Raw genomic sequence first — 23,397 nt, forward strand, 5'->3', positions numbered from 1 at the left:
TTATTCCTCGATGATGTAGTCAGGGTTAGTGATTTTAATGTAAGCCTCTTGGCGTAATTCATTTAACCAAGCGTAAGCTTCAGCCGGGAAACGTTGTCTGTAAATTAAATTGTAGGCTTTTTGTTTGGTTGCACTTTCAGTGGTGTCAGACTCACGTTTGTCTAGCACTTGTAAAATATGCCATCCATGTGTTGTTTGGAATGGTTGGCTAATTTCACCAATCGCTTGAGTTTGTGCAATGTCTCTGAATTCTGGTACATAAACGTTTGGATCTGCCCAGCCTAAATCTCCGCCACGCACAGCTGAACTTGGATCTTGTGAGTATTGCTTCGCTAATTCTTCAAAGGTTTTGGTGCCATCTAAGATCTGTTGGCGTAAGCGCGCTAATAACTCTTGTGTTTTTTGTTCACTTAAAATAATGCTCGGTTTAATTAAAATATGGCGAGATTTAACCTCTTCAGTCATCACATTTTGACCACCTTTTTTATCCAATATCTTAATTATATGTACACCTAAGCGTGTATGGAAAGGGCCAACGACTTCGCCTTTCGTATTGTTTTCTGATAACTCTTCAGCAAACAGACTTGGCACCTCATCTAACTTTCTCCATCCCCAATCGCCACCTTCTTCAGCTTTAGGCCCTTCAGAGTTAGCAATTGCAAGTGTTTGGATACTCGCGCCATTTTTAATCTGTTCTGCTAATTTTTCTGCTTTTTTATCAGCTGCTAGCTTCTCTTCTGGTGATGCATCCTCAGCTACTTTTAATAAAATGTGTGCAAAACGTAATTCCGTTTGTTCTTCGCCAGCTTGATTAATACGGGCAATAACTTGCTCTACTTCTTGATCTGAGATGCTGATACGACGACGTACTTGTATTTGACGCACTTCATTAATCGTTAATTCATCACGAATATTGCTGACAAATGATTTGTAATTAATGCCTGAAGACGCTAATTCTTGACGTAGGCCAGCAACTGTTGTACCACGATCTTTTGCTATTTCTACAATTGTTTGGTCAACTTGAGAGTCATTGATACGCAGACCAATGCGGTCTGCAATTTGTAGCTGTAGACGGTCACTGATTAATTTATCTAATACTTGTTTATCTAAAATTTCTGCATCAGGTAAGCTTTGGCCACTGTCTTGGTAACGTTTTATTAAGTCACGTTTCATGCTGGTCATATCACTTGTGAGTATTAGCTCTTTATTGACCACAGCTTCAATCTTATCGACTTCTACTTCTGCTGCATTCGCGAATGGCGATAATGTAGTCACTACAATAAGAGCACTTAAAATTCGTTTTGATAAATTCATTTTCTACCTATTACTTTAAATAAAATGGACGGCCATAGTCGAATAGACCATCATCAGTACCAGAAGTGCCAACACCACCTAAACCTTTTAACTCTAATGTTAAGCTAACACTTCTTTCTGTTTCAATATCATCATCGTAACTGTCTTCGTCACCATAATAAGAAAGTAAATGTTGATCATACGTTAAACCAATCGCCCAACAACATGATTGATATTTAATACCGATAATACTTTCAAAACTATTGTCATAGTCGACATTATAATAATAACTAGCAAATGTTGACCATTGAGTATTTAGAGACCAGTTTACTTTTGTCCCCACTTGGTTAACGATTTCATCCCAGTCTGCATCTTGGTCATCTTTGTAATAACGATAACTTAGTTGCATATAGTTGTCGCCAAGCCAACGTTTTTCGAAGGTTGTATTAGCGCGACGAATAAAGTTCTGGTCACTATTCCACTCGATACCAGCATGGTAAAAGTAGTCATTTTCAAAGTTAACATCTAGCTCTGCTACTATCGATGATTTATTTAGTTCAGTGTCGTCATCGTCATCATCGTCACTTGGTAACACGGTGCGTGATTGTGAGAAATAGTAGTTTTGACCAACTGCAAAGCGTAATTTCTCTTTACCTTGTGCGTTTAAGAAGCTTGTTGAAACACCAAAAGTAAGTTGATCGGCTTCAGCGATACGATCATATCCTGAATAACGGTTATCACGGAACAGACCGTAGTAATCTTGTTGAAGAGTGGTCGTATCGTATAAACCAATACCAGATTGATCTTGGTAAGGCACATATAAGTACTGAAGTTGAGGTACTAATGTCTGACGGTAATCATCACCAAACCAAGTTAAGTCACGCTCTAAGTTAATACCTGAGTTAATTTTGAAAGAAGGCAGGTTACGCACTTCAGTCTCTTCTAAATCGTCATACCAGTCATACTTGGTTGCGTTATCTAAATCTTGTTCGTAGTAACTCAACATATATTTCAGTTCAGTGTTAACAAACATTGAATCATAATATAGAGGTAAAGATATTTTAGGCTCTACATGTACACGCGTACCTGTGTATACGTCATCGTCATCATGAGTAAATCGGGTAACTTCAGAATACAAATCAAACTGTAAACTTTTCCAGTTAAGTGGTTTGTGCGCATTGAAAGCAAGTTTAGGCAACACAATATGTGAAGAATCATCGTCATCATCACTTTCTAGTACTTGGAAATTTCTCACTTCTAATTCACTATTCCAGTTGCTTTCTGTGTAACTTAATTGCGCGGTTTGTAATAATTGGTTATCACTACGTGTACCGTAATCAGTACTGATATCACTGAAGTAATATTCATCACTTACTTTGTTGTAGTCAGCCTCAAAGCGCCAGTTTTGTCCAAAGTCAACGGAGTGATCAAGATGCACTAAATAACGGTCACCAATGTCATTACCATCATCATCTTGACGAATACGGTCATCGGAGAGGTATTCAACCTGAGCTGTGCCTGAACCAATCCCAAACAGGTAACGATATTCAGCGGCAACTAACATGCCACGATTTTGCATGTAAGTAGGAGTAATAGTTGCATCTTGATTAGGTGCAATATTAATATATACAGGTTGCTTGTAGGTTAACCCATTAACTGACGAGTATTCATAAGTAGGGAATAAAATACCTGTTTTACGAGTATCAGATAATGGGTAACTGATATAAGGGAAATAGAAAACCGGCACATCTTTAATTCTTAGTACGGCATTCCAAGCTGTACCCATATCTTCTTCTTGGTCGATATATAACGTTGAGGCATCTAAGCTCCAGGTAATATCGTTAGGTGGACAAGCAGTGTAATTTGATGACTTTAGTTCGTAAAAGCCTTTACCGTTATCATGTACCTCATCTGCACTACCGCGACCACCTTGGCCATGGAATTGGAATTCGGTTTGGAATATTGAAGATTCATCGGTTTTAAAGTTGGTATCAATTTGGTCTGCTAACAGCGTAACTTGGCCATCAACATAACGCGCATTACCAATAGCATTGGCTTGTGCGGTATCTCGGTTATAAATTAACTTATCAGTATTTAGGCTTTTATCACCTTGCACTAGGTTAACGTCGCCTTGATAAATAATTTCACCGTCTAGTCCTCTCAGTGAGTCAGCATCAACACTAACAGGGATTTGGTTTCTATCTAATTCATTATTACGTGTTGTGATACGAGGAACTTGCTGATAACACTGTTGGAAAAACAGTTCTTGATCATTAAGCTCAGTGTTTTCTGAACTTTCTGAACCATTATCTGTATTATTTATATTGTCTTTTAATTCACTATTATCAACTTCCTGTGCAATCGCACTTGCAATGGGGGATATTATAAACAATAAAGGCAGTAGTTTTAGCATGGATAACTCACAACAAGTGCTTAGAAGCATTAACAAACGCTAAGCAGAAACAATAATATGGCGTATATAATAGAGTAAACTTATGCATGCTCCAATCTTTGATTGATTAATACGCGTGTATTTTTGTTATTTAGTACAAATAATTGGCAAATCGTTTCAGAGTTAGTCAAAATAATAAACAGATTGAATTTTTTCTTAATTTATAGGTAATTATTAGTTATGCGCATATGGGGCAAATTATTAGGTGGTCTTTTTGGATTTATGTTCGGGCATTTTTTAGGCTTGATCTTAGGTGTGTGGTTAGGCCATCGTTTTGATGTTGCTGTGGGACGTAACTTTAATATGCAAGATGGTATTTTAGGCGGCCGCGGAAATAGCGCAGAAAAACAAAAATTATTTTTTGAAACTGCTTTTTCAGTAATGGGGCACGTTGCAAAATCTAAAGGGCAAGTAACACAAACTGATATTCAAGTAGCCAATGCTTACATGGATCAAATGAACTTGCACGGTGAAGCTCGTACTCAAGCACAAGCGGCGTTTACTGAAGGTAAAAATGCTGATTTTGCATTGGTCGATAGATTACAAGATTTTAAGCGTGGTCTTCATGGTGAGCGTAATGTATTGCAAATGTTCTTGGCTATTCAAGTGCAAGTTGCTTGTTCAGATGGTGAGATTGACCAAAATGAACAAGCTATTCTGTACACCATTGCCGAAACCTTAGGTTTTTCTCGTTTTGAGTTAGACAGGTTGATTCAAATGATTCAAGGCCAGCAACATTTCCATCGCGGTAGCCAGGGAGGACAGCAATATAATAAAGCCGATTCAGAAGCGGATGCATACAAAGTGTTAGGTGTGGAAAGCAGTGCCAGTGATAAAGAAGTTAAACGAGCTTACCGTAAATTGATGAGTCAAAATCATCCTGATAAATTGGCATCAAAAGGGCTACCTGAAGAGATGATGGAGCTAGCAAAAGAGAAAGCGCAAGATATTCAAAAAGCCTACGAAGTATTACGTACTAGTCGTGGCTTTAAATAACTGTGCACTTAAATAACTCTGGTTTGAAATAACTAATGTACTCGGTAATTAAACGTTATAGCTTACAACTCGTCTTCACTTTGAGTTTACTGGTTGGTTTACAATTACCGAGTTTTTTACATCAGTATGAAACGCGTTTACAAGGGCACTTTGCTGAAGCTCAATTACAACTTGCTAAATTTCAGTCACTGGCTGATTTATACTTTGAAGGTGACTTAGGAGCTCTTATTCAACAGCATCGCGATAGTAATGAAAATGTATTTCGTGATGAAGCTGAAGTGATTTCAGCCAATTATCAACGCGTGCAAACATTAAAAATACAAATCAATGAATTACAACAGCCTTTATGGCATCGTCTATTCAGGTTAACCCAACAAGTTAATTCTCCGATCATTAAACAAACGTGGCAACACTATCAGGCTAATATTGTGCTTAATCAGCAAGCAATTATTGTTGGTGTTTCTGTGGCAATTATATTGATGCTGCTCTTAGAAGTTATTTTAACGTTAATAAAATATTTAATATCGAGTCTATTTATTCGCACTAAACAACCGGTTAAAAACTGAAGGATTCAGGCTGCTCTGTAAACCCTGTTGTGTATTTCTTTTAAGTCTAAATAACCTCAATACTGGATAAGAAAAGCGAGTCAGACCGCTATTTATACTGGTTTCTACGTTACATTATTTCTTAATAACCCGTTATTGCTTCCATAATTTACCTTGAGCTACGCACAACTAGCTGTATTGTCTAATAAATGCTCTAACTATATAATTTTATGTTGTTTTTCGCTCCCATCAATCCAAACTGAGGTTAAATAGGCATTTAACTTTTGCATCTATTGCATCGCTTCTCTATTATTAGCACCTTATTATTTCTAATAGACTTTTAAATCGGAGCTTAAATCATGTCTACTTTCTCTCTTGCATTTGGTACTGCTACTAAAAATCGCGACCAAAAAATCATTGAAGCGTTTTTTCCAAATCCAATTTTAAATCCAAATGAAGATCTAGTGGCAACGATTGCTGCTATCGTAGGTTACCAAGGTGGCAACCAAGTTATTGAAATTGACCGTTCACTTGCTGAACAATTAGCAGCGGCATTTAATGGCGAAAACGACACTGATAATGCTGATTTTGCTGTTGCAGCGGCTAAATCAAAGCAAACCTTAGTACTCGTTATTTTAGCGACAGATGAAGCACCACAAAGTGTTGCTGAAGGTTACTTAAAGTTACAACTTATCTCACACCGTTTAGTTAAACCACATGGTGTTGTATTAGACGGTATCTTTGGTCTACTTCATAACATTGCTTGGACTAATAAAGGTGCTATTGACCTTCCAGAGTTAAAAGATCGTCAAATCGAAGCGCGTCTAAAAGGTAAAACTATCATTGTAGATTGTGTAGATAAATTCCCTAAAATGGTTGATTACGTAGTACCTGCTGGTGTGCGTATTGCTGATACATCACGTGTACGCCTAGGTGCGCACGTAGGTGAAGGTACGACGGTAATGCATGAAGGTTTCATCAACTTTAACGCAGGTACTTCAGGCGTAAGTATGGTTGAAGGCCGTATCTCTGCTGGCGTTATGGTCGGTGAAGGTAGTGATATCGGTGGTGGTGCTTCAATTATGGGCACACTTTCTGGTGGTGGTAAAATGGTTGTTGCTATTGGTGAAAATAGCTTACTGGGGGCAAATGCAGGTTTAGGGTTCCCACTAGGTAATCGTTGTACTATCGAATCTGGTTTATATGTTACTGCAGGCTCTAAAGTTAAAATGTTAGACAACGAAGGTAACGATGCTGGTTTTGTTAAAGCGCGTGATCTAGCGAATAAAGATGACCTATTATTCCGCCGTAATTCAATGACTGGTCAAATAGAATGCTTAGCAAACAAAAGCGCTGTTGAATTAAATAGCATGCTACATTCAAACTAAAGACTAATGTTTATTTAGTGCTCCTATTAAGGTTATCTTCGGATAACCTTTTTTGTATCTGCTTAAAAGTTGCTGTGATTAATTTATAGCTTGTCCAACCTTTAGTTTCTTCTACCACTTTCTGATTTTATTTTGAGATGCATTTGCTTAGTGTTTTTAACTTACTCTATATATAGTACAAAAGAGGTAGTTTTGTTTTTTATGTCTATACTCATTTATTAATGTCAATTAAATCAGCGTAAAATGGAAAAAAGGAAGAGGGAAACAATGGATAAGAGTCATTATAATGCGTCATTGACACTTAAATTATATGCACTAGCTGCCATTTTATTTGGCAGTTATGGTGGTAAGGTTTGTCCTTTTTTGGCGACTTTAACCTTCACTGAGATATTTATACATGTTGCCCTAACTTTTACGACTTTATTTTTAGCTCGTCACTTTTTATTAGCAGATCATCATCTAAATAAGAGTAATCAGCAGATTAAATTAGACACCTGGTGTTTTTTCATCGCTAGTATCCCTTTGACACTTGTTTACAATATTTTTTATGACTTTGGTTTAGACAGTAATGCTAAAGTGTTATTTGGAATGGCCTTATTTGGCTTTTTCACAGGTTGTCTTTTGCAGCTTTCTGCTAAGTTAACCCAGATGCAAGAGATGCAAGAAAAGGGTGATTTTAACTATCAATTATTAGGTTCGCGTACTTCATTAGTTAATCAGATGATTGCCTTAGTAGTATTTCTATTAATTATGCTAACCGGTGCATTAACCATGGTTGCGGTTAAGGATATTTTTTGGTTGAAACACAATCCTGCTTTAGTGGCTGATGGCACTGGGCAAATTAGTGTGATTAAGGAACTGCTATTTATTGCGGCGATTGTCACTGGCTATGCGATTGCGGTAATGAGGTTATGGGCGAAGGTAATTAAAGGTGTGTTATTAAGTCAAGAACGCGCATTAATCGATGTCAGTGAAGGGCGGCTTGATACGCGTTTACCTATATTCAGTTTCGATGAATTTGGCACTGCAGCATCGCTGACTAATAGCATGTTAGATAGTTTACAATTTTCACAAAACGAGGTGAAAACTACACGCGATGTGGCTATTGTTAGTTTGTCTGCATTAGCCGAGTCTCGAGATAATGAAACTGGAGCACATATTTTGCGCACTCAAGAGTATGTAAAAGCCTTAGCTGAGCAGTTAAGTTTATCTTCTAAATATAAGGAGTTATTAACACCTACATACATTGAGTTGTTATATAAATCTGCGCCGTTACATGATGTGGGAAAAGTAGGAATTCCCGATAACATTCTACTTAAACCGGGTAAATTAACTGATGAAGAGTTTGTTATTATGAAAGGGCATGCACAAATTGGTGCTGATGCCCTATCGATTGCTGAGAAGCAATTAGGCACGAGTTCTTTCTTACAAGTGGCTAAAGAGATAGCACAATCACATCATGAGAAGTGGGATGGTTCAGGTTACCCTAAGCAACTTGTGGGGGAGGATATTCCATTATCAGGTAGATTAATGGCATTGGCTGATGTTTATGATGCATTGATTAGTAAACGTGTTTATAAACCTGCTTTCTCACATGACAAAGCAAAGGGAATTATTCTTGAGGGGCAAGGTACACACTTTGATCCTAATATAGTGGTCGCCTTTTTAGAGGTGGAGGATAGGTTTGTTGAGATTGCAGCGCACTTTCAAGACAGTAGTGATGATATAGCTGCATAATACTAATTAACTGCGCTATTTCATTTGTTAAAATAGTTTATTTTTCGTTGTAAATTTCACAAAAGAGACTGCTGTTTATTTTAACTTTCGTCTTATACTAACTCATTTTACTGCGCAAAAATGTCGAACGCTTATTTAAAAAATTGGTATAAAAAAGACCTACTAGCCAAGCTGGTAGGTCTTTGAAGTTTTGTAAGTGAAACTTAAGCTGCTTTTTATTTTACATACTGCTTATTTACACGACGTGAAATACCACAAAGTAAAGTATAGCCAATAGTGTCGGCACATTGTGCAATCTCATTGACTGGGATGTTATCTCCCCAAAATTCTACTTCATAGCCAATACAGTCTTGGTCTTCGAACATAGACAAATCAATCATGATCATATCCATTGCTACTCGACCTAGTAATTGGCTTTTTTTACCATTCACCAAAACTGGTGTGCCAGTACCTGCATGTCTTGGGTAACCATCAGCATAACCGATAGAAACTGTTCCTATTTTACTTGGTTCTTTAGCTTCCCACAGGGCGTTATAACCAACGCATTCACCGGCTTCGATGATGCGTTCAGAAATGACTTTTGCCTTAAAGGTCATAGCAGGTGCTAATGACTTTGCAATCTCTGGACTATCAATAGGAGAAGCTCCATATAACATAATCCCAGGACGAACCCATTGTACTCTATCTGGCATAGCCTTAGTTAATACTGCAGATGAGTTTGCAATACTAATGTCGCCAGGTAAATCTCCAACGGTTTCTAAAAAAAGTTCTGTTTGCTGTTTAGTGCGGAGTGAACTTAAATCATCAGCAGAAGAGAAGTGCGTAATATGGGTTATACTATTAACCTGTGGCATCTTTTCAAGTTGCTGCCAAGCATTTGCATATTGGTGAGGTAAAAAACCTAAGCGATGCATACCAGTATCCATTTTTAACCAAGCATTTATCGGTTTAGCGAAACTTGCTTGTTGTATTGCATCTAATTGATATTGGCTGTGTATAACAGTCCATAAATTAAATTCACTGATATAAGTAAGCTCATCTGCGGTGAAGAAACCTTCTAGTAATAAGATCGGTTGTTCAATACCTGCATCACGAAGCTCTTTTGCCTCTTCGATACATGCAACAGCAAAAGCATCGGCGACATCACTTAGTTCATTTGCTACTTCAATAGCACCATGACCATAAGCGTTGGCTTTAATCGTTGCAATGGCTTTAGCCGGTGCTGCCAATGACTTTGCGTATAAATAATTTTGTTTAATTGCACTTAACTTAATAACTGCCGTTGCAGGTCTAGCCATTTTGAATCCTATTTTGTGTAACGGTCAACTGATAAACCAGCATCATCAATTTCTGGCTGTTTATCATTAATTACATCGCTAACAAATTTTGCTGAGCCTAAAGACATGGTCCAACCTAATGTACCGTGGCCTGTGTTGAGAAATAAGTTGTCGATGTTAGTTTTACCCAGAATAGGTGTGCCGTCTGGTGTCATCGGTCGTAAACCAGTCCAGAACTCTGCCTTTGCTAAGTCAGCTGCATGTGGGAATAGGTCCGCAATAGAGAATTCGATATTTTTGCGACGTTTTTCTAATAAAGCCGTGTTGTAAGAACTAATTTCGGCTGTACCACCCACTCGAATTCGGTCACCTAAACGAGTGATCGCCACTTTATAGGTTTCATCCATTACTGTCGACTCAGGCGCAGCAGAAAAATCTTCAATAGGTAATGTTAGTGAGTAACCTTTAATTGGATAAACAGGTACTTTGATACCCACATTCGCTAACATATGAGTTGAGTAAGAGCCTAACGCCATTAAGTAAGTATCAGCAGTAAGTTCACCTTTATCAGTTGAGACACTGACAATTTCACCACCTTGCTTGTTTAGCTTTTGAATGTTGGTATCCATCATAAATTTCACACCCATTCTTTCACAATCTTTCGATAGTTCAGTAACAAACTGGTGACAATCACCGGTTTCGTCATTAGGTAAGTGAAGACCACCAACAATTTTATTAATGGTATGTTTAAGAGCTGGCTCGTAACTTAGACAATCATCAGCACTTAATACGGTATGAGCAACGCCACACTCAGTCAGTACTTGGATATCTTTCTTAGCACTTTGTACTTGGCTCTCTGTACGGAAAACTTGTAATGTGCCTTGCGTTCTGTGATCGTACTGGATATTAATTTCACGTCGAATATCACGTAAACAGTCACGACTATATTCAGCAACACGCATCATGCGAGCTTTATTGATTTGGTAATCAGATGTATTACAGTTAGCGACCATTTTAGTCATCCAAATCATGGTTTCTGTATCAAGATCTTTAAAGTTAATCTTTAAAGGAGCGAGTTCTTGTATTAACCACTTCATTGCTTTGATTGGAATACCCGGTGCTGCCCAAGGTGCAGAGTACCCAGGAGAAATTTGACCTGCATTAGCAAAGCTAGTTTCGTTAGCAACTGTAGATTGTCTATCAACAACAGTAACATCATGTCCGGACTTAGCTAAGTACCATGCACTTGTTACGCCTATTACACCTGAACCTAAAATTAACACTTTCATTATTATTCCAAAAATAATCATCCATTAGTAATCTCATCATAATGGCTATTGATCATTATTAATGTTTGTATTTACATTTCTTTCAGAATAAAACACTGAAAATATCGTAGTATTTAGCGTTTTACTCTTAATAGTCTTATATTTTTAATGGGTATTAGTTTTTCACTTTGAAATGTGCGTAATAATTGTTCTGTCACAGAAATGCTGAAATGAGGGATTATAAAAGCTAAAAGCAGTGTTATTTATATTGCTTAAAGAAAAAATCCAATACATTGCTGTATTGGATTTTATGAATTATCTATTCAATGCTGATGGCTTATTAAATTAAGCGTGCCAACAAAGGCTATTTACTATCTGCATCCACTTTGTCTTTTATTTTCTCTTCATCTTTAGGTAAATATTTATAAATATAAACACCACTTATTAATGTAAAGACGATAGTTGCGCCCAATAAACCAAACACTTTGAAGTTAACCCAAATATCTTCTGCCATATAAAAAGCTACGTAGATATTCAAGAGCCCTAAGATGAAGAAGAATACCGCCCAAGCTAGGTTTAAATTTTTCCAAACCTTGTCTGGTAAGGTGATCTCTTTACCTAACATCTGCTTGATGATTGGCTTTTTGAAGATATATTGGCTGGCTAACAAAGCAATAGAGAAGAGGGCATATACTGCCGTCACTTTCCATTTAATAAATAGGTCGTTGTGTAGAACGAGTGTTAAAGAGCCAAAGATTAACACCATCAAAAAAGTGATCACGTGCATTTTTTCTACTTTACCGTGTTTAAAGTAGTTATAAGCGAGTAATAACCCCGTGGTGATAATTAACGAGCCAGTCGCTGCGTAGATATCAACCATTTTATAAACAATAAAAAAGATGATTAAAGGTATAAATTCAAAAAATTGTTTCATATCACTCTCTATTATTTGAATGTTGCAGCTTTCATGGCACTGATAAATTCAGTCATTTCTGATTGCATTTTTTCCGGATTACCTAGATTACGCTCAATCACTTTAACTACCGCGGACCCAGAAATAGCTCCAGCTGCACCCGATTTGATAGCATCTGCAACCTGTTCAGGTTGAGAAATACCAAAGCCCAGTAACGAAGGAGGGGCGTTATGCTCACCTAATGTTTCAAGCATATGTTCAACGGGCATACCTGCTTTAGCATCAGCGCCAGTGACACCGGCACGACTTAATAAGTAAGTATAACCTTGGCCATATTCAGCAACTTGTTTTAAAGTTGCTTTATCACCATTAGGTGGTGCAATAAAGATTTGTTGTAACCCCACTTTGTCTGCTGCTGCTCGGTAAGGTGCACTTTCATGTAACGGCACATCCGCAATCAGAATTGAATCAACGCCAGCTGCTTTACACTCTTGGTAGAAAGATTCAATGCCATTACGATAAACAAGGTTAACATATAACAATAAACCAATAGGAGTTTCAGGATGCCTTGCACGAATCTCTTTGATTATTTCAAAGCATACTTGCGGTGTAGTACCTGAGTTTAAGGCACGAATTGAAGCATCTTGAATCACCACGCCGTCAGCAACGGGATCTGAAAATGGGATGCCTAATTCAAGTGCATCTGCGCCTGCTTTAACTAGTGTATCAATAATATTTAACGACTGCTCGCGGTCAGGGTCTCCAACTGTCACAAATGGGACAAAGGCACCTTGATTCGCTTTTGCTAGTTTGTCGAATAATTTTGCGTATCGCTGTGATTGTAGATCGTGTGCCATTAGATCATACCTCTCTTTTCAAATATGTCTGCGACAGTGAAGATATCTTTATCGCCACGTCCTGATAAATTCACAATGATGACCTGTTCTTTATCATCATGCTCAATAATTTTTAATGCGTGTGCTAAAGCATGAGATGATTCCAAAGCTGGAATAATACCTTCCTGCTCGGCTAATGCTTTAAATGCAAGTAGCGCTTCATCATCGGTTGCATTGACATATTCTGCGCGGCCTATTTTTGCTAAGTGAGCATGTTGTGGCCCCACTGATGGAAAATCTAAACCAGCTGAAATTGAGTATGATTCTTGAATTTGGCCATGGTCATCTTGCATCATCAATGATTTCATTCCAAAGAATATACCATCTGTACCACAAGCAATAGGACAACCATGCTCACCCGTTTCTATTCCGTGGCCACCTGGTTCTACACCAATTAGCTGCACGTTTTCTTCTTCAATAAAGTCAGCAAAAATACCAATCGCATTAGACCCACCACCAACACAAGCAATTACTTTATCAGGTAAAATACCTTCTTTACGTAAACATTGCTGCTTCGCTTCTTCACCAATGACTTTTTGGTATTCACGGACAATGGTAGGGAATGGGTGTGGTCCTGCAGCAGTACCTAACAGGTAATGCGCAGTTTCGTAGCTACCAGCCCAATCACGAAGTGCTTCATTACATGCATCTTTTAATGTTGAAGAGCCAGAAGTAACTGGAATCACTTCAGCCCCCATTAGACGCATTCTGAACATATTAGGTTTTTGGCGTTCACAGTCTACTGCACCCATGTAAACTCGGCACTTTAAACCAAGTAATGCACAGGCTAATGCTGTTGCTACACCGTGTTGACCTGCGCCTGTTTCAGCAATGATCTCTGTTTTACCCATGCGTTTTGCTAATAAAGCTTGGCCTAATACTTGATTAGTTTTGTGTGCGCCACCGTGTAACAAGTCCTCACGTTTTAGGTATAACTTGGTTTTTTTACCCTTGGTTAAATTACGGCACAAAGTCAGTGGAGTAGGGCGACCAGCATACTCTGTCAGTAGTTCTTTAAATTCTTCTTGAAATGATTCATCTTGCTGCGCTTTTAGAAATTCAGCTTCAAGTTGTTTTAATGCTGGGACTAATATTTGTGGTACATACATACCACCAAAGTCACCAAAATAAGCGTTTAATGTTTCCATTTTTATATTACCTTTTAATCGGTTTAATGTTGTCTAATATCAACATCATTTATCGCGTCATGTATCGACGAATTTCAGAGAAGCTACGGTTTAATTTGTCCGCGTCTTTCTTACCTGGAGCAGATTCAACACCTGAGTTGAAATCTAATCCTGCACAGCCTATTAATGCGGCTTCCTGTGCATTTTCAGGGTTAAGACCACCTGCGATAATAATGCTATTTTTATCACAGTTTTGTTGATTAAGTAGAGTCCAGTCAAAGCGTTGACCTGTGCCACCACTTTGCTCGCCAACACGTGTGTCTAAGATATGCTTGCTCACATTGTATTTTTCAAACTCAGGTAAGCTGTCAGTAATGCCGTGTGCTTTCCAAACTTCACAGTTTTTAGGCAATACTGCAAGTAAGTCTTTAATATATTTAGGTGATTCATCTCCGTGAAGTTGTACTGCAGTTAAGCCTAGGCTTTTGGCAGTATAAGCAACTAGCTCAACTTCTTCATTTTGGAAAACGCCGACATAAGCGAGTGGTGCGCCTAACATCACTAAACGTGCTTGCTCTAATTCTACAAAACGAGGTGATTTTTCGACAAAAATTAATCCACCGTAAACCGCTCCCGCTTTATGTACATCAGCGGCATCTCGAGCGTGCGTCAAACCACACACTTTGTTTTCACCTAAAATCAGTTTACGACAAGCAAAGTCAATGTTTGCCTGTGACATGATTGAACTGCCTACTAAAAAACCATTCGCATAGGCGCTAAGGTCTTTTATTTGTTGGTGTTCGTAAATGCCTGATTCAGAAATCACAATGCGATCCTGTGGAATCTTAACCGCTAACTCTTTGGTACGGTTTAGGTCAATACTCAGATCACGTAAGTCTCTATTATTAATGCCAATAACTTTAGCACCAAGGGCAATAGCACGTACTAATTCATGCTCGTTACTGACTTCGGTTAATACACCCATATTGAGGCTATGAGCGGTATCACGATAAGCTTGGTAAGCATCATCATCTAATACCGATAGCATTAATAAGATTGCATCTGCTTGATAATAGCGTGCTAAGTAAATCTGGTATGGGTCAACAATAAAGTCTTTACAAATAACCGGCTGAGAAACTTGTGAACGTACAGTATTAATATATTCAAAGTCACCTTGGAAATACTTTTCATCAGTTAATACTGAAATAGCTGAAGCATAGTTTTTGTAAGTGCTGGCAATTAAATCTAAATCGAACTCTTTACGAATTAACCCTTTTGAAGGTGACGCTTTTTTACACTCAAGAATGAATACACTGTCTTCTTGGTCGAGTGCTTGATAGAAGTGGCGATCACTTTCTATTAATTGATCTTTAAAGGTAATTAAAGGTTGTTGCTGTTTACGTTGTTCAACCCAGATTAATTTGTCATCAACAATCTTGCCTAAAATTGTATCTTGTAAACTTTGGTCATTAAGCATTACTTTGCTCCGCAAGTTGTTTTAATAGTGTTAAAGGTTGCCCTGATTTCATGCTATTGAGGGCCATTTCAGTCCCTTGTTTAAAGTTATCTGCTTTGCCGTTTAAGACTAATAATGCAGATACATTAATTGCCACAGCAGATTGCTGAGCTTCAGTGCCTTTACCTTGTAAAATTTGTTCAATAATCTGTTTATTTTCTGCTGGTGTGCCACCAAAAATACTTTCAACTGGATGATGCTGCACACCAAAATCTTCAGGTGTTAATGTGTATTCTGTTATTTTATCATTGTGTAGTTCGGCTACTTGAGTTGAACCATGCAATGCTACTTCATCTAAACCACTACCGAAAACCACCATGACACGTTTCATACCTAATTGTTGGTGTACTTTAGCAATGGGGACGAGTAACTCTGGTGCATACACACCCATCAATTCAAAGTCAGGGCGTGCCGGGTTAATTAGCGGGCCAAGTACATTGAAAATTGAGCGAGTTTTTAATGCGCCACGCACCGGTGCTGCAAAACGCATTCCTGCATGGTAGCTTGGTGCAAAAATAAAGCATACGTTCAAATCATCTAAACATTGGCGCGCTGTTTCAGGTGACATATCTAAGTTAACACCAAACGCCGCCAGCAAATCTGATGAACCAGATTTGCTAGAAACACTACGGCTACCATGTTTACAAACCTTTACACCACAAGCTGCAGCAACAAATGCGCTGGCCGTTGAAATGTTGATAGTACCTAGTCCATCACCGCCTGTACCCACGATATCGGTAAATGGGTAATCAGGGCGAGGGAAGGTTTTTGCTTGTGCTAACAAGGCTCTTGCTGCACCAGTTATTTCAGCAGGGGTTTCGCCTTTAATTTTTAGCGCGGTTAATACTGAAGACAGTACAATCGGGTCTATTTCACCTAAGACAACTTGCTCAAAGAATGCTTGGCTTTGTGACTCAGAGAGAGTTTGACCTTGATATAATTGTTCCAAGGTCGGGTATACATCATATTTGCTCATTTAAACATTCTCCGATTTAGTCAATAAATTAAGGCTGTTCTCTAAAAGTTGTGCCCCTTCACAGGTCAAAATAGACTCAGGGTGGAATTGAAACCCGATCACCTTATCTTGTGCTTGATAGATAGCCATACACATATCGTTATAATCCGCCACAGTTTGTAATGTATCTGGTACCTTAGTACCTACTAACGAGTGGTAACGGGCCACGGATAACGGCAAAGATAAACCTGCAAACATCTTGTCAGCACAATGGTTAATTAACGATGATTTACCATGTTGAATTTCATCTGCTTGTCCTACAACTCCGCCATATTGTTCAATTAAAGCTTGATGCCCTAGACATATGCCTAGGATAGGCACTTGTCCTTTACACAGTGTGATTAAGTCAATCATACACCCTGCAGCACTTGGTGTACCTGGACCAGGTGATAACACTAACACTACTTCGCCTACACAGGCATCAATATGTGCTTTGATTTGTTCAGCACTTTGGTTATTACGGTAAATTTTGACTGGGTAACCTGATGATTTGAATTGATCTACCAAGTTGTAAGTAAATGAGTCAAAATTATCAAGAAAGAATAAGGTTGCTTTGTTGTTGGTAGAAGTCATTGCTTATTCTCCTTGCTCTGTGGTGTTGGCTGTAACAGCCTTGAGTGTGGTGCCATGAGCAAGTGCTACGGCATTAAGTACTGCTGCCGCTTTGCTACGGGTTTCATCAGCTTCTAATTGCGGCACTGAATCATAGACAACGCCTGCACCTGCTTGCGCATGGGCAACCCCGTCTTTTACAAACGCAGAGCGAATAACAATACAGCTATCCATATCGCCGTTACCATTAATATAACCGACTGCACCACCATAACTACCACGGCGCTTTTTCTCTACCTTACGTACTAGGTTAGAAGCACTGATTTTTGGCGCACCTACTAGGGTGCCCATATTCATACAAGCTTGGTATGCATGTAATGCATCTAAATCTTCACGTAATTTACCAACAACGCGTGACACTAAGTGCATCACATGACTGTAGCGATCAACTTGCAATAGATCTGCTACGTGGCGAGTGCCTGGTTGACTAATTCGTGCTACATCGTTGCGTGCTAAATCAACCAGCATAAGATGTTCTGATGTTTCTTTTTTATCAAGACGCAATTCTAATTCTAGGCGTCCATCTAAATCTTTATTAATACTGCCATCTGCATTGAAACCACGACGACGTGTGCCGGCAATGGGGTAAATCTCCACATCACCTGAGCTTTGCGTATATTTAATTGCACTTTCTGGTGATGCCCCAAACAAAACAAAATCACTGTCTTTTAAGTAGAACATATATGGACTTGGATTAGTTTCTTTTAACTTTTGGTAAGCAGAAATAGGATCGGGGCAAGGCAATGAAAAACTTCGAGAAGGGACTACTTGAAAAATATCACCTTTAACAATATTAGTTTTCAACTCTTCGACAATAGCGCAATATTCGACATCACTGATATCGACTTTTACTGTCGCATCAATGCTTACTTGTTGATTAACAGGCGCAATAAAGTCAGTACAGAAGCCTTGTAATTGTTCAATACGCTGTGCAATACGCGCTTCACTCTCATCTGAATATAAACCACCAAATACACTGCCTAGCACTTCACCTTGTTGAGTTTGGTGATCGTGTAGCATTAATGTCTCTGCAACATAGAACAGGTAGTCAGGTGTTGTGTTTTCACCATCAGGTACCTCTAATAACTGTTCAAAGGTTGCGATAAAGTCATAGGCAAACACTCCACCGAGGAACAACGCTTCAGGATGGGTTGATACCTTTTTAATACGCTCTACGATGCAACGAATAGCATCCATTGGCGAAGCTGATTTTAGACGTTGGTCTTCGTCACCACTGGTATCTGATTGAGGGAAAGTAAGTTGTAATTGGCTTGGTTGCTGTGCTGTGATTAATTGCGTTGAAAATTTAGGAGTAATGAAAGTAAGTAGGTCTTTACCATTATCCGTTAATGCATCTAGAGTAACGGTCAACCCTTGACAGGTTATTTTTAAACAAGCATCAACTAAAATTAAACTTTTTAAGTGCGCTTTGCTTTCAATTTCTGCTGAGTCAAAGAGGAGATGATGGTCGCTGTCTGCACTGATTTGCTGAAATAGTCCCAATGAATCTTGGATGTATTGACAGGGTGCTTCGATCGTTTTTAATGTGCCGATTGGGTGGTGCGTGTTCATATTTAAGTCCTTAAAAATTAGTGATTGCAAATAGAGTGTTTAGCTGATTTTTATTTGCCATCGCCAATTAAGGGCGGTGTTTAAAATGATCATGGTTTACCTGTTTTACTTTTGTGTGTTCCAAATATGAAAAAAGCCCGCAATATGCGAGCTTCTAAATAGGTTTTTCTGGGAAATTAAATATACAAAAACCTCATTGCTCGCTTATGAGAATGAGTGCCACCAAGAATCTTTAAGAGTAATTGTATTAAAAATCATATATTATGCATCCCGTATTAATTAGGAGTTATTTTTTTGCATTCTGCTTCTAATGTCAAGGTTATTTTTAGGATATTCATGTTAATTGATCTTCACTCGCATACTAAAGCTTCAGATGGACAACTTACCCCTAGTGAATTAGTGCAACGTGCTGAAAACAGACAAGTTCACTTTTTAGCCATTACCGATCATGACACTATAGATGGTTTAGCTGAAGCGTCACAATATATTCAAAATCATCAGTTAAAATTACAGTTAATTAATGGAATAGAAGTCACCAGTAATTGGTTAAATCATGAGATTCACGTTGTAGGCTTAAATATCGATCCTACGCATCCTGCTTTACTGGAGCTGATTGACATACAAAAAAATAAACGTGAACAGCGTGCTATTGAAATGGGGCGACGTTTAGCCAAGGCAAATATTGAAAATGTTTATGAAGGAGCTAAGGCTCTAGCCGGTGATGGTGCGATCACTCGAGCCCATTTTGCGCGTTATCTTGTAGAGATTGGCGTTGCACCTACATTTCCTAAAGTATTCGATAAATACTTAAGTCGCGGCAACACGGGATATGTGCCTCACGATTGGGTGGACTTAGCTGATGCAATAGCGGCCATTCATGCTGCTGGTGGACAAGCGGTATTAGCACATCCAGATGCTTACCGATTATCTAACAAATGGTTAAGAAAGCTATTAATTACCTTTAAAGCCGCTGGTGGAGATGCCATGGAAGTGGCAATGGGGCAACAATCGCCACAGATGCGTTTACAATTAGGTATGTGGAGCAAAGAGTATGATTTACTTGCTTCTCAAGGTAGTGACTTCCATTTTGTTGGGCGTTGGCGCGATTTAGGAAAAAGTCTATTTTTACCTGATATTTGTCAGCCAATTTGGCATAATTGGGATCTCAATCATAGCGCGGAGATTAGCGCTTAATATTGAGTTGGTAGCAATGAGAGTTAGGCTAGTGTGTCATTTTTTAGTTAGTGATTTTGATAAAAGGCTATAGAACAATATGAGTCAGTTTTTTTATGTACATCCTGAAAACCCACAAAAAAGACTAATGAAGCAAGCAGCTGAAATAGTGAACAATGGTGGCGTGATTATTTTTCCGACCGATTCCGGGTATGCATTAGGTTGTGCGCTGGATGACAAGCGTGCACTTGAGCGTATGTGTCAAATCAGGAAAATAGATAAAAAGCATAATTTCACTTTAGTATGTAAAGACTTAGCTGAAATCGCTGTGTATGCTCGTGTTGATAATAGTGCATATCGTATGTTGAAAAATAATACACCAGGCGCGTACACCTTTATCTTTAAATCCACTAAAGATTTACCAAAACGTTTGATGAATCCAAGTAAACGTACCATTGGTATACGTATTCCAGATAACGCGATTGCGTTATCGCTCTTAGAAGAATTAGAGACCCCTCTAATGACCACAAGTTTAATACTACCGGGCAATACAAGTACTGAGTTTGACCCTGAAGAGATTCGTGATCAATTAGAGCATCAAGTCGATTTGATTATTAATGGCGGATATTTAGGAGAATCACCCACTACTGTAATTGATTTATCCGAAGATGATGTCGTGATAGTAAGAGAAGGCACGGGCGATTTAAGTCCGTTCCAATAAATTTAATTTAAACAGAAACAATGTTGTCTCTCTTTATTGAGCTTTGTTAATAGAGAAAGGCAGTTGGCATAATGTGAATTACCCAAAGGAAAGTAACATGAGTGAAAAATTACAAAAAGTATTAGCACGAGCGGGATTAGGTTCTCGTCGTAAAATGGAAACCGTGATCTCAGAAGGTCGTGTCAGTTTAGACGGTAAAATTGTTGAGTTAGGTGAACGTGTTACACAGGAACAAGTCATTCGTGTAGACGGACATGTGGTTAAATACCAAGCTGCAGAAAGTGTTGTTTGTCGTATTCTAGCTTACAACAAACCGGAAGGTGAAGTGTGTACTCGTAGTGATGAAGAAGGCCGCAAAACGGTTTTTGATCGCCTACCGCAATTGAAAGGTGCACGTTGGATCTCTATCGGCCGTTTAGATATCAATACGTCAGGTCTGTTGTTATTTACAACTGACGGTGAGTTTGCAAATAAAATGATGCACCCAAGCCAACAGGTTGAGCGAGAATATGCAGTGCGTGTATTCGGTGATGTCACGGAAGCTATTTTGAATCGCTTACGTACTGGCGTACAACTTGAAGATGGTGAAGCAAAATTCTTGGATATTAAAGAGCACGGTGGTGAAGGTATCAACCGCTGGTTCCATGTGGTATTAACTGAAGGGCGTACACGTGAAGTTCGTCGTTTATGGGAAAGCCAAGGCCTTCAAGTTAGCCGTTTAATGCGTGTTCGTTACGGTAACATTATTTTAAATAATCAATTACCACAGGGCGGTTGGCAGGAGCTAACACTAAAAGAAGTAAACTACTTACGTAAAATGGTTGATATGCCGCGTGAAACGGAAACTAAAGTACGTGTTGATACTAATAAAGTCTCTAACCCTCAGGCTCGAATCCGCCGAGCAGTGAAAAAACATAATCAACACCGTAAAGCAGGTGAAAGACGTCGCGTAACCCGTACAAGAAGTTAAAAAACAATAGATTATGTTTAGGTGTTTTATTTTTAAAACAATGATAAAGTAGATCTATGTCAAATAAATATATTAACAAGGTGAGGGATTATGATTAAAAAATGTTTATTTCCAGCTGCTGGATACGGAACGCGTTTTCTACCTGCTACTAAGTCTATGCCTAAAGAGATGATGCCATTGGTTAACAAACCGTTAATCGAGTTTGGTGTTGATGAAGCACTTGAAGCTGGTATGACAGGTATGGGGATTGTAGTTGGTCGTGGTAAGCATTCAATTGCCGATCATTTTGATCATAATTACGAGTTAGAAAATGAAATCAGTGGCACACCAAAAGAAGAGAAATTAAAAGATATCCGTAAGATTATGGATAATGCACGCTTCTCTTTTATTCGCCAACGTCAAATGAAAGGTTTAGGCCATGCAATCCTAATTGGTCAAGAGCTGATTGGTGACCAACCTTTTGCAGTGGTGCTAGCTGATGATTTATGTATCAACCCTGATGGTGATGGCGTATTGAAACAAATGGCTGCATTATATGAACAGTTCCGTTGTTCAATTGTTGCTGTGCAAGAAGTACCAAAAGAAGAGATTTATAAATACGGTGTGATTAAAGGATCGATGATTCGTGATGATATTTACCGTGTTGATGATATGGTTGAAAAACCAGCGCCAGGTACTGAGCCTAGTAACCTAGCTGTTATTGGCCGTTATATCTTAACACCTGATATTTTTGATATTATTAAAGAGACTAAGCCTGGTAAAGGTGGCGAAATTCAAATTACCGATGCGTTGTTAGAACAAGCTAAACGTGGTTGTGTATTAGCTTATAAATTTAAAGGTAAGCGTTTTGACTGCGGTAGTGTCCCTGGTTACATCGAAGCGACTAACTACGTTTATGACAACCTTTACGAAGACTAGTCCTTAGTGAATGTTATAAACTTATATTTGCAAATGCCGTTCACTGTGTGAGCGGCATTTTTTTATGCCATTTTTTGCATTGTTAAATTAAATACATTCTCGAATAAAACCTTGATGTTGCTGTAAACTGTTTTTTGCTTGCTGGGCATTTACGCCAGTTAATATCATTACTATCGCTGTTTTACAGTGGTTACCTGATTCTTCCAGTGCTAATTCAGCAGTTTCCCTACTACATTCTGTGGCTTCCATAATGATCTTCTTTTGGCGTTCGATGAGTTTGGCATTAGTTGCTTGAACATCCACCATTAAGTTGCCAAATACCTTACCGCTTTTGATCATAGCGCCTGTGCTTAACATATTCAGTACCATCTTCTGCGCAGTGCCTGCTTTTAATCTTGACGAGCCTGTTACGACTTCTGGCCCAACAATGACTTCTAGCGGAACATCTGCAATTTTAGCCATCGTACTGTTGTCATTACAGGTTAAACTAATTACTTTACAACCTTGTTGTTGTGCATATTGCATTGCACCAATAACGTAAGGTGTGCGCCCACTAGCTGCAATACCTACCACTACATCCTGTGAAATTAATTTGATATCTACTAAGTCTTGCTGTCCTGCTTGTTGATTATCTTCAGCATTTTCAACCGCTTTTAAAATAGCTTGATTTCCACCAGCAATTAACCCAATGACTTGCTCTGCAGGACTGCCAAAAGTAGGCGGACACTCACTTGCATCTAAAATACCTAAACGTCCCGAGGTGCCTGCACCGCAATAGATTAAACGTCCACCTTGACTAAAAGCTGATTGTATTAGGTCAACTGCTTGAGCAATAGCCGGTAAAATACGCTCAACGGCCAGTGCGACTTTTTTATCTTCATTATTGATAATGGTTAACATTGTTTCAGTAGATACAATATCAATATCAGTACTAGCTTGATTACGGCTTTCGGTGATAAATTGTTGTAATTGTAGAGACATATTGGTTACTTATTTATAATTGTTTTT

At 38.6% G+C, this 23,397-nt stretch carries 20 protein-coding genes; 8 read left to right on the plus strand and 12 right to left on the minus strand.

What is annotated here, in order from left to right; all coding sequences use genetic code 11:
* Together surA and lptD are read right to left on the minus strand one after the other, a co-directional pair.
* A complete protein-coding gene (gene surA / locus AC0L3W_RS02620) occupies positions 1-1,314 on the minus strand; it encodes a peptidylprolyl isomerase SurA (protein WP_409439739.1) in 1,314 nt (437 codons plus the stop codon).
* Between the two features lie 10 nt (positions 1,315-1,324).
* Complete coding sequence (gene lptD, locus AC0L3W_RS02625; RefSeq protein WP_290038500.1) at positions 1,325-3,706, minus strand: LPS assembly protein LptD; 2,382 nt, start codon at positions 3,704-3,706, stop codon at positions 1,325-1,327.
* A gap of 219 nt (positions 3,707-3,925) precedes the next feature.
* On the opposite strand from lptD, the gene djlA reads away from it, so the two are divergent.
* The 4 genes from djlA to AC0L3W_RS02645 all read left to right on the plus strand — a co-directional run bounded on the left by djlA (position 3,926) and on the right by AC0L3W_RS02645 (position 8,411).
* A complete protein-coding gene (gene djlA, locus AC0L3W_RS02630; protein WP_409439738.1) occupies positions 3,926-4,741 on the plus strand; it encodes a co-chaperone DjlA in 816 nt (271 codons plus the stop codon).
* 35 nt (positions 4,742-4,776) lie between these two features.
* Entirely contained in the window at positions 4,777-5,307 is a 531-nt protein-coding gene (locus tag AC0L3W_RS02635) for a DUF2937 family protein (RefSeq protein ID WP_409439737.1), read from the plus strand.
* A gap of 338 nt (positions 5,308-5,645) precedes the next feature.
* Entirely contained in the window at positions 5,646-6,674 is a 1,029-nt protein-coding gene (dapD, locus tag AC0L3W_RS02640) for a 2,3,4,5-tetrahydropyridine-2,6-dicarboxylate N-succinyltransferase (protein WP_290038497.1), read from the plus strand.
* A gap of 267 nt (positions 6,675-6,941) precedes the next feature.
* On the plus strand, positions 6,942-8,411 hold the full coding sequence (locus AC0L3W_RS02645; protein WP_409439736.1) for an HD-GYP domain-containing protein: 1,470 nt from the start codon (positions 6,942-6,944) through the stop codon (positions 8,409-8,411).
* A 215-nt stretch (positions 8,412-8,626) separates the two neighbouring features.
* Here AC0L3W_RS02645 and alr read toward each other — a convergent pair whose 3' ends face one another.
* From alr to AC0L3W_RS02690, 9 genes are all read right to left on the minus strand, one after another.
* A complete protein-coding gene (alr, locus tag AC0L3W_RS02650; RefSeq protein ID WP_290038495.1) occupies positions 8,627-9,709 on the minus strand; it encodes an alanine racemase in 1,083 nt (360 codons plus the stop codon).
* Between the two features lie 8 nt (positions 9,710-9,717).
* Positions 9,718-10,977, minus strand: a complete 1,260-nt coding sequence (locus AC0L3W_RS02655) for a D-amino acid dehydrogenase (RefSeq protein WP_409439735.1) — start codon at positions 10,975-10,977, stop codon at positions 9,718-9,720.
* A gap of 343 nt (positions 10,978-11,320) precedes the next feature.
* Positions 11,321-11,890 (minus strand): septation protein A, encoded by a 570-nt coding sequence (locus tag AC0L3W_RS02660; protein ID WP_409439734.1) that lies wholly within the window; start codon positions 11,888-11,890, stop codon positions 11,321-11,323.
* Positions 11,891-11,901: 11 nt separating this feature from the next.
* Positions 11,902-12,726: a tryptophan synthase subunit alpha gene (trpA, locus tag AC0L3W_RS02665; protein WP_290038492.1), complete on the minus strand. Its 825-nt coding sequence runs from the start codon at positions 12,724-12,726 to the stop codon at positions 11,902-11,904.
* Entirely contained in the window at positions 12,726-13,913 is a 1,188-nt protein-coding gene (trpB, locus tag AC0L3W_RS02670; RefSeq protein ID WP_290038491.1) for a tryptophan synthase subunit beta, read from the minus strand. Before trpB ends, trpA begins: the two co-directional genes overlap by 1 nt.
* A gap of 49 nt (positions 13,914-13,962) precedes the next feature.
* Positions 13,963-15,369 carry a bifunctional indole-3-glycerol-phosphate synthase TrpC/phosphoribosylanthranilate isomerase TrpF gene (gene trpCF / locus AC0L3W_RS02675; RefSeq protein WP_409439733.1) on the minus strand — a complete coding sequence of 469 codons (1,407 nt, stop codon included), beginning with the start codon at positions 15,367-15,369 and terminating at the stop codon, positions 13,963-13,965.
* Entirely contained in the window at positions 15,362-16,384 is a 1,023-nt protein-coding gene (trpD, locus tag AC0L3W_RS02680) for an anthranilate phosphoribosyltransferase (RefSeq protein ID WP_409439732.1), read from the minus strand. Before trpD ends, trpCF begins: the two co-directional genes overlap by 8 nt.
* Positions 16,385-16,996 (minus strand): aminodeoxychorismate/anthranilate synthase component II, encoded by a 612-nt coding sequence (locus tag AC0L3W_RS02685; RefSeq protein WP_409439731.1) that lies wholly within the window; start codon positions 16,994-16,996, stop codon positions 16,385-16,387. It lies immediately after the preceding gene.
* A 3-nt stretch (positions 16,997-16,999) separates the two neighbouring features.
* On the minus strand, positions 17,000-18,607 hold the full coding sequence (locus AC0L3W_RS02690) for an anthranilate synthase component 1 (protein WP_409439730.1): 1,608 nt from the start codon (positions 18,605-18,607) through the stop codon (positions 17,000-17,002).
* 336 nt (positions 18,608-18,943) lie between these two features.
* On the opposite strand from AC0L3W_RS02690, the gene rnm reads away from it, so the two are divergent.
* The 4 genes from rnm (at position 18,944) to galU (ending at position 22,389) form a co-directional block, all read left to right on the plus strand.
* Entirely contained in the window at positions 18,944-19,801 is an 858-nt protein-coding gene (rnm, locus tag AC0L3W_RS02695) for an RNase RNM (RefSeq protein ID WP_290038486.1), read from the plus strand.
* Positions 19,802-19,880: 79 nt separating this feature from the next.
* Positions 19,881-20,501 carry an L-threonylcarbamoyladenylate synthase gene (locus AC0L3W_RS02700; protein WP_409439729.1) on the plus strand — a complete coding sequence of 207 codons (621 nt, stop codon included), beginning with the start codon at positions 19,881-19,883 and terminating at the stop codon, positions 20,499-20,501.
* Between the two features lie 97 nt (positions 20,502-20,598).
* Entirely contained in the window at positions 20,599-21,471 is an 873-nt protein-coding gene (gene rluB, locus AC0L3W_RS02705) for a 23S rRNA pseudouridine(2605) synthase RluB (RefSeq protein ID WP_113820629.1), read from the plus strand.
* A 90-nt stretch (positions 21,472-21,561) separates the two neighbouring features.
* A complete protein-coding gene (galU, locus tag AC0L3W_RS02710; protein ID WP_290038481.1) occupies positions 21,562-22,389 on the plus strand; it encodes a UTP--glucose-1-phosphate uridylyltransferase GalU in 828 nt (275 codons plus the stop codon).
* A gap of 87 nt (positions 22,390-22,476) precedes the next feature.
* Here the strand turns inward: galU and murQ are convergent, their stop codons facing one another.
* A complete protein-coding gene (murQ, locus tag AC0L3W_RS02715; protein ID WP_290038479.1) occupies positions 22,477-23,370 on the minus strand; it encodes an N-acetylmuramic acid 6-phosphate etherase in 894 nt (297 codons plus the stop codon).
* Positions 23,371-23,397: the final 27 nt, after the last annotated feature.

It is taken from the genome of Psychromonas sp. KJ10-5, assembly GCF_055808325.1.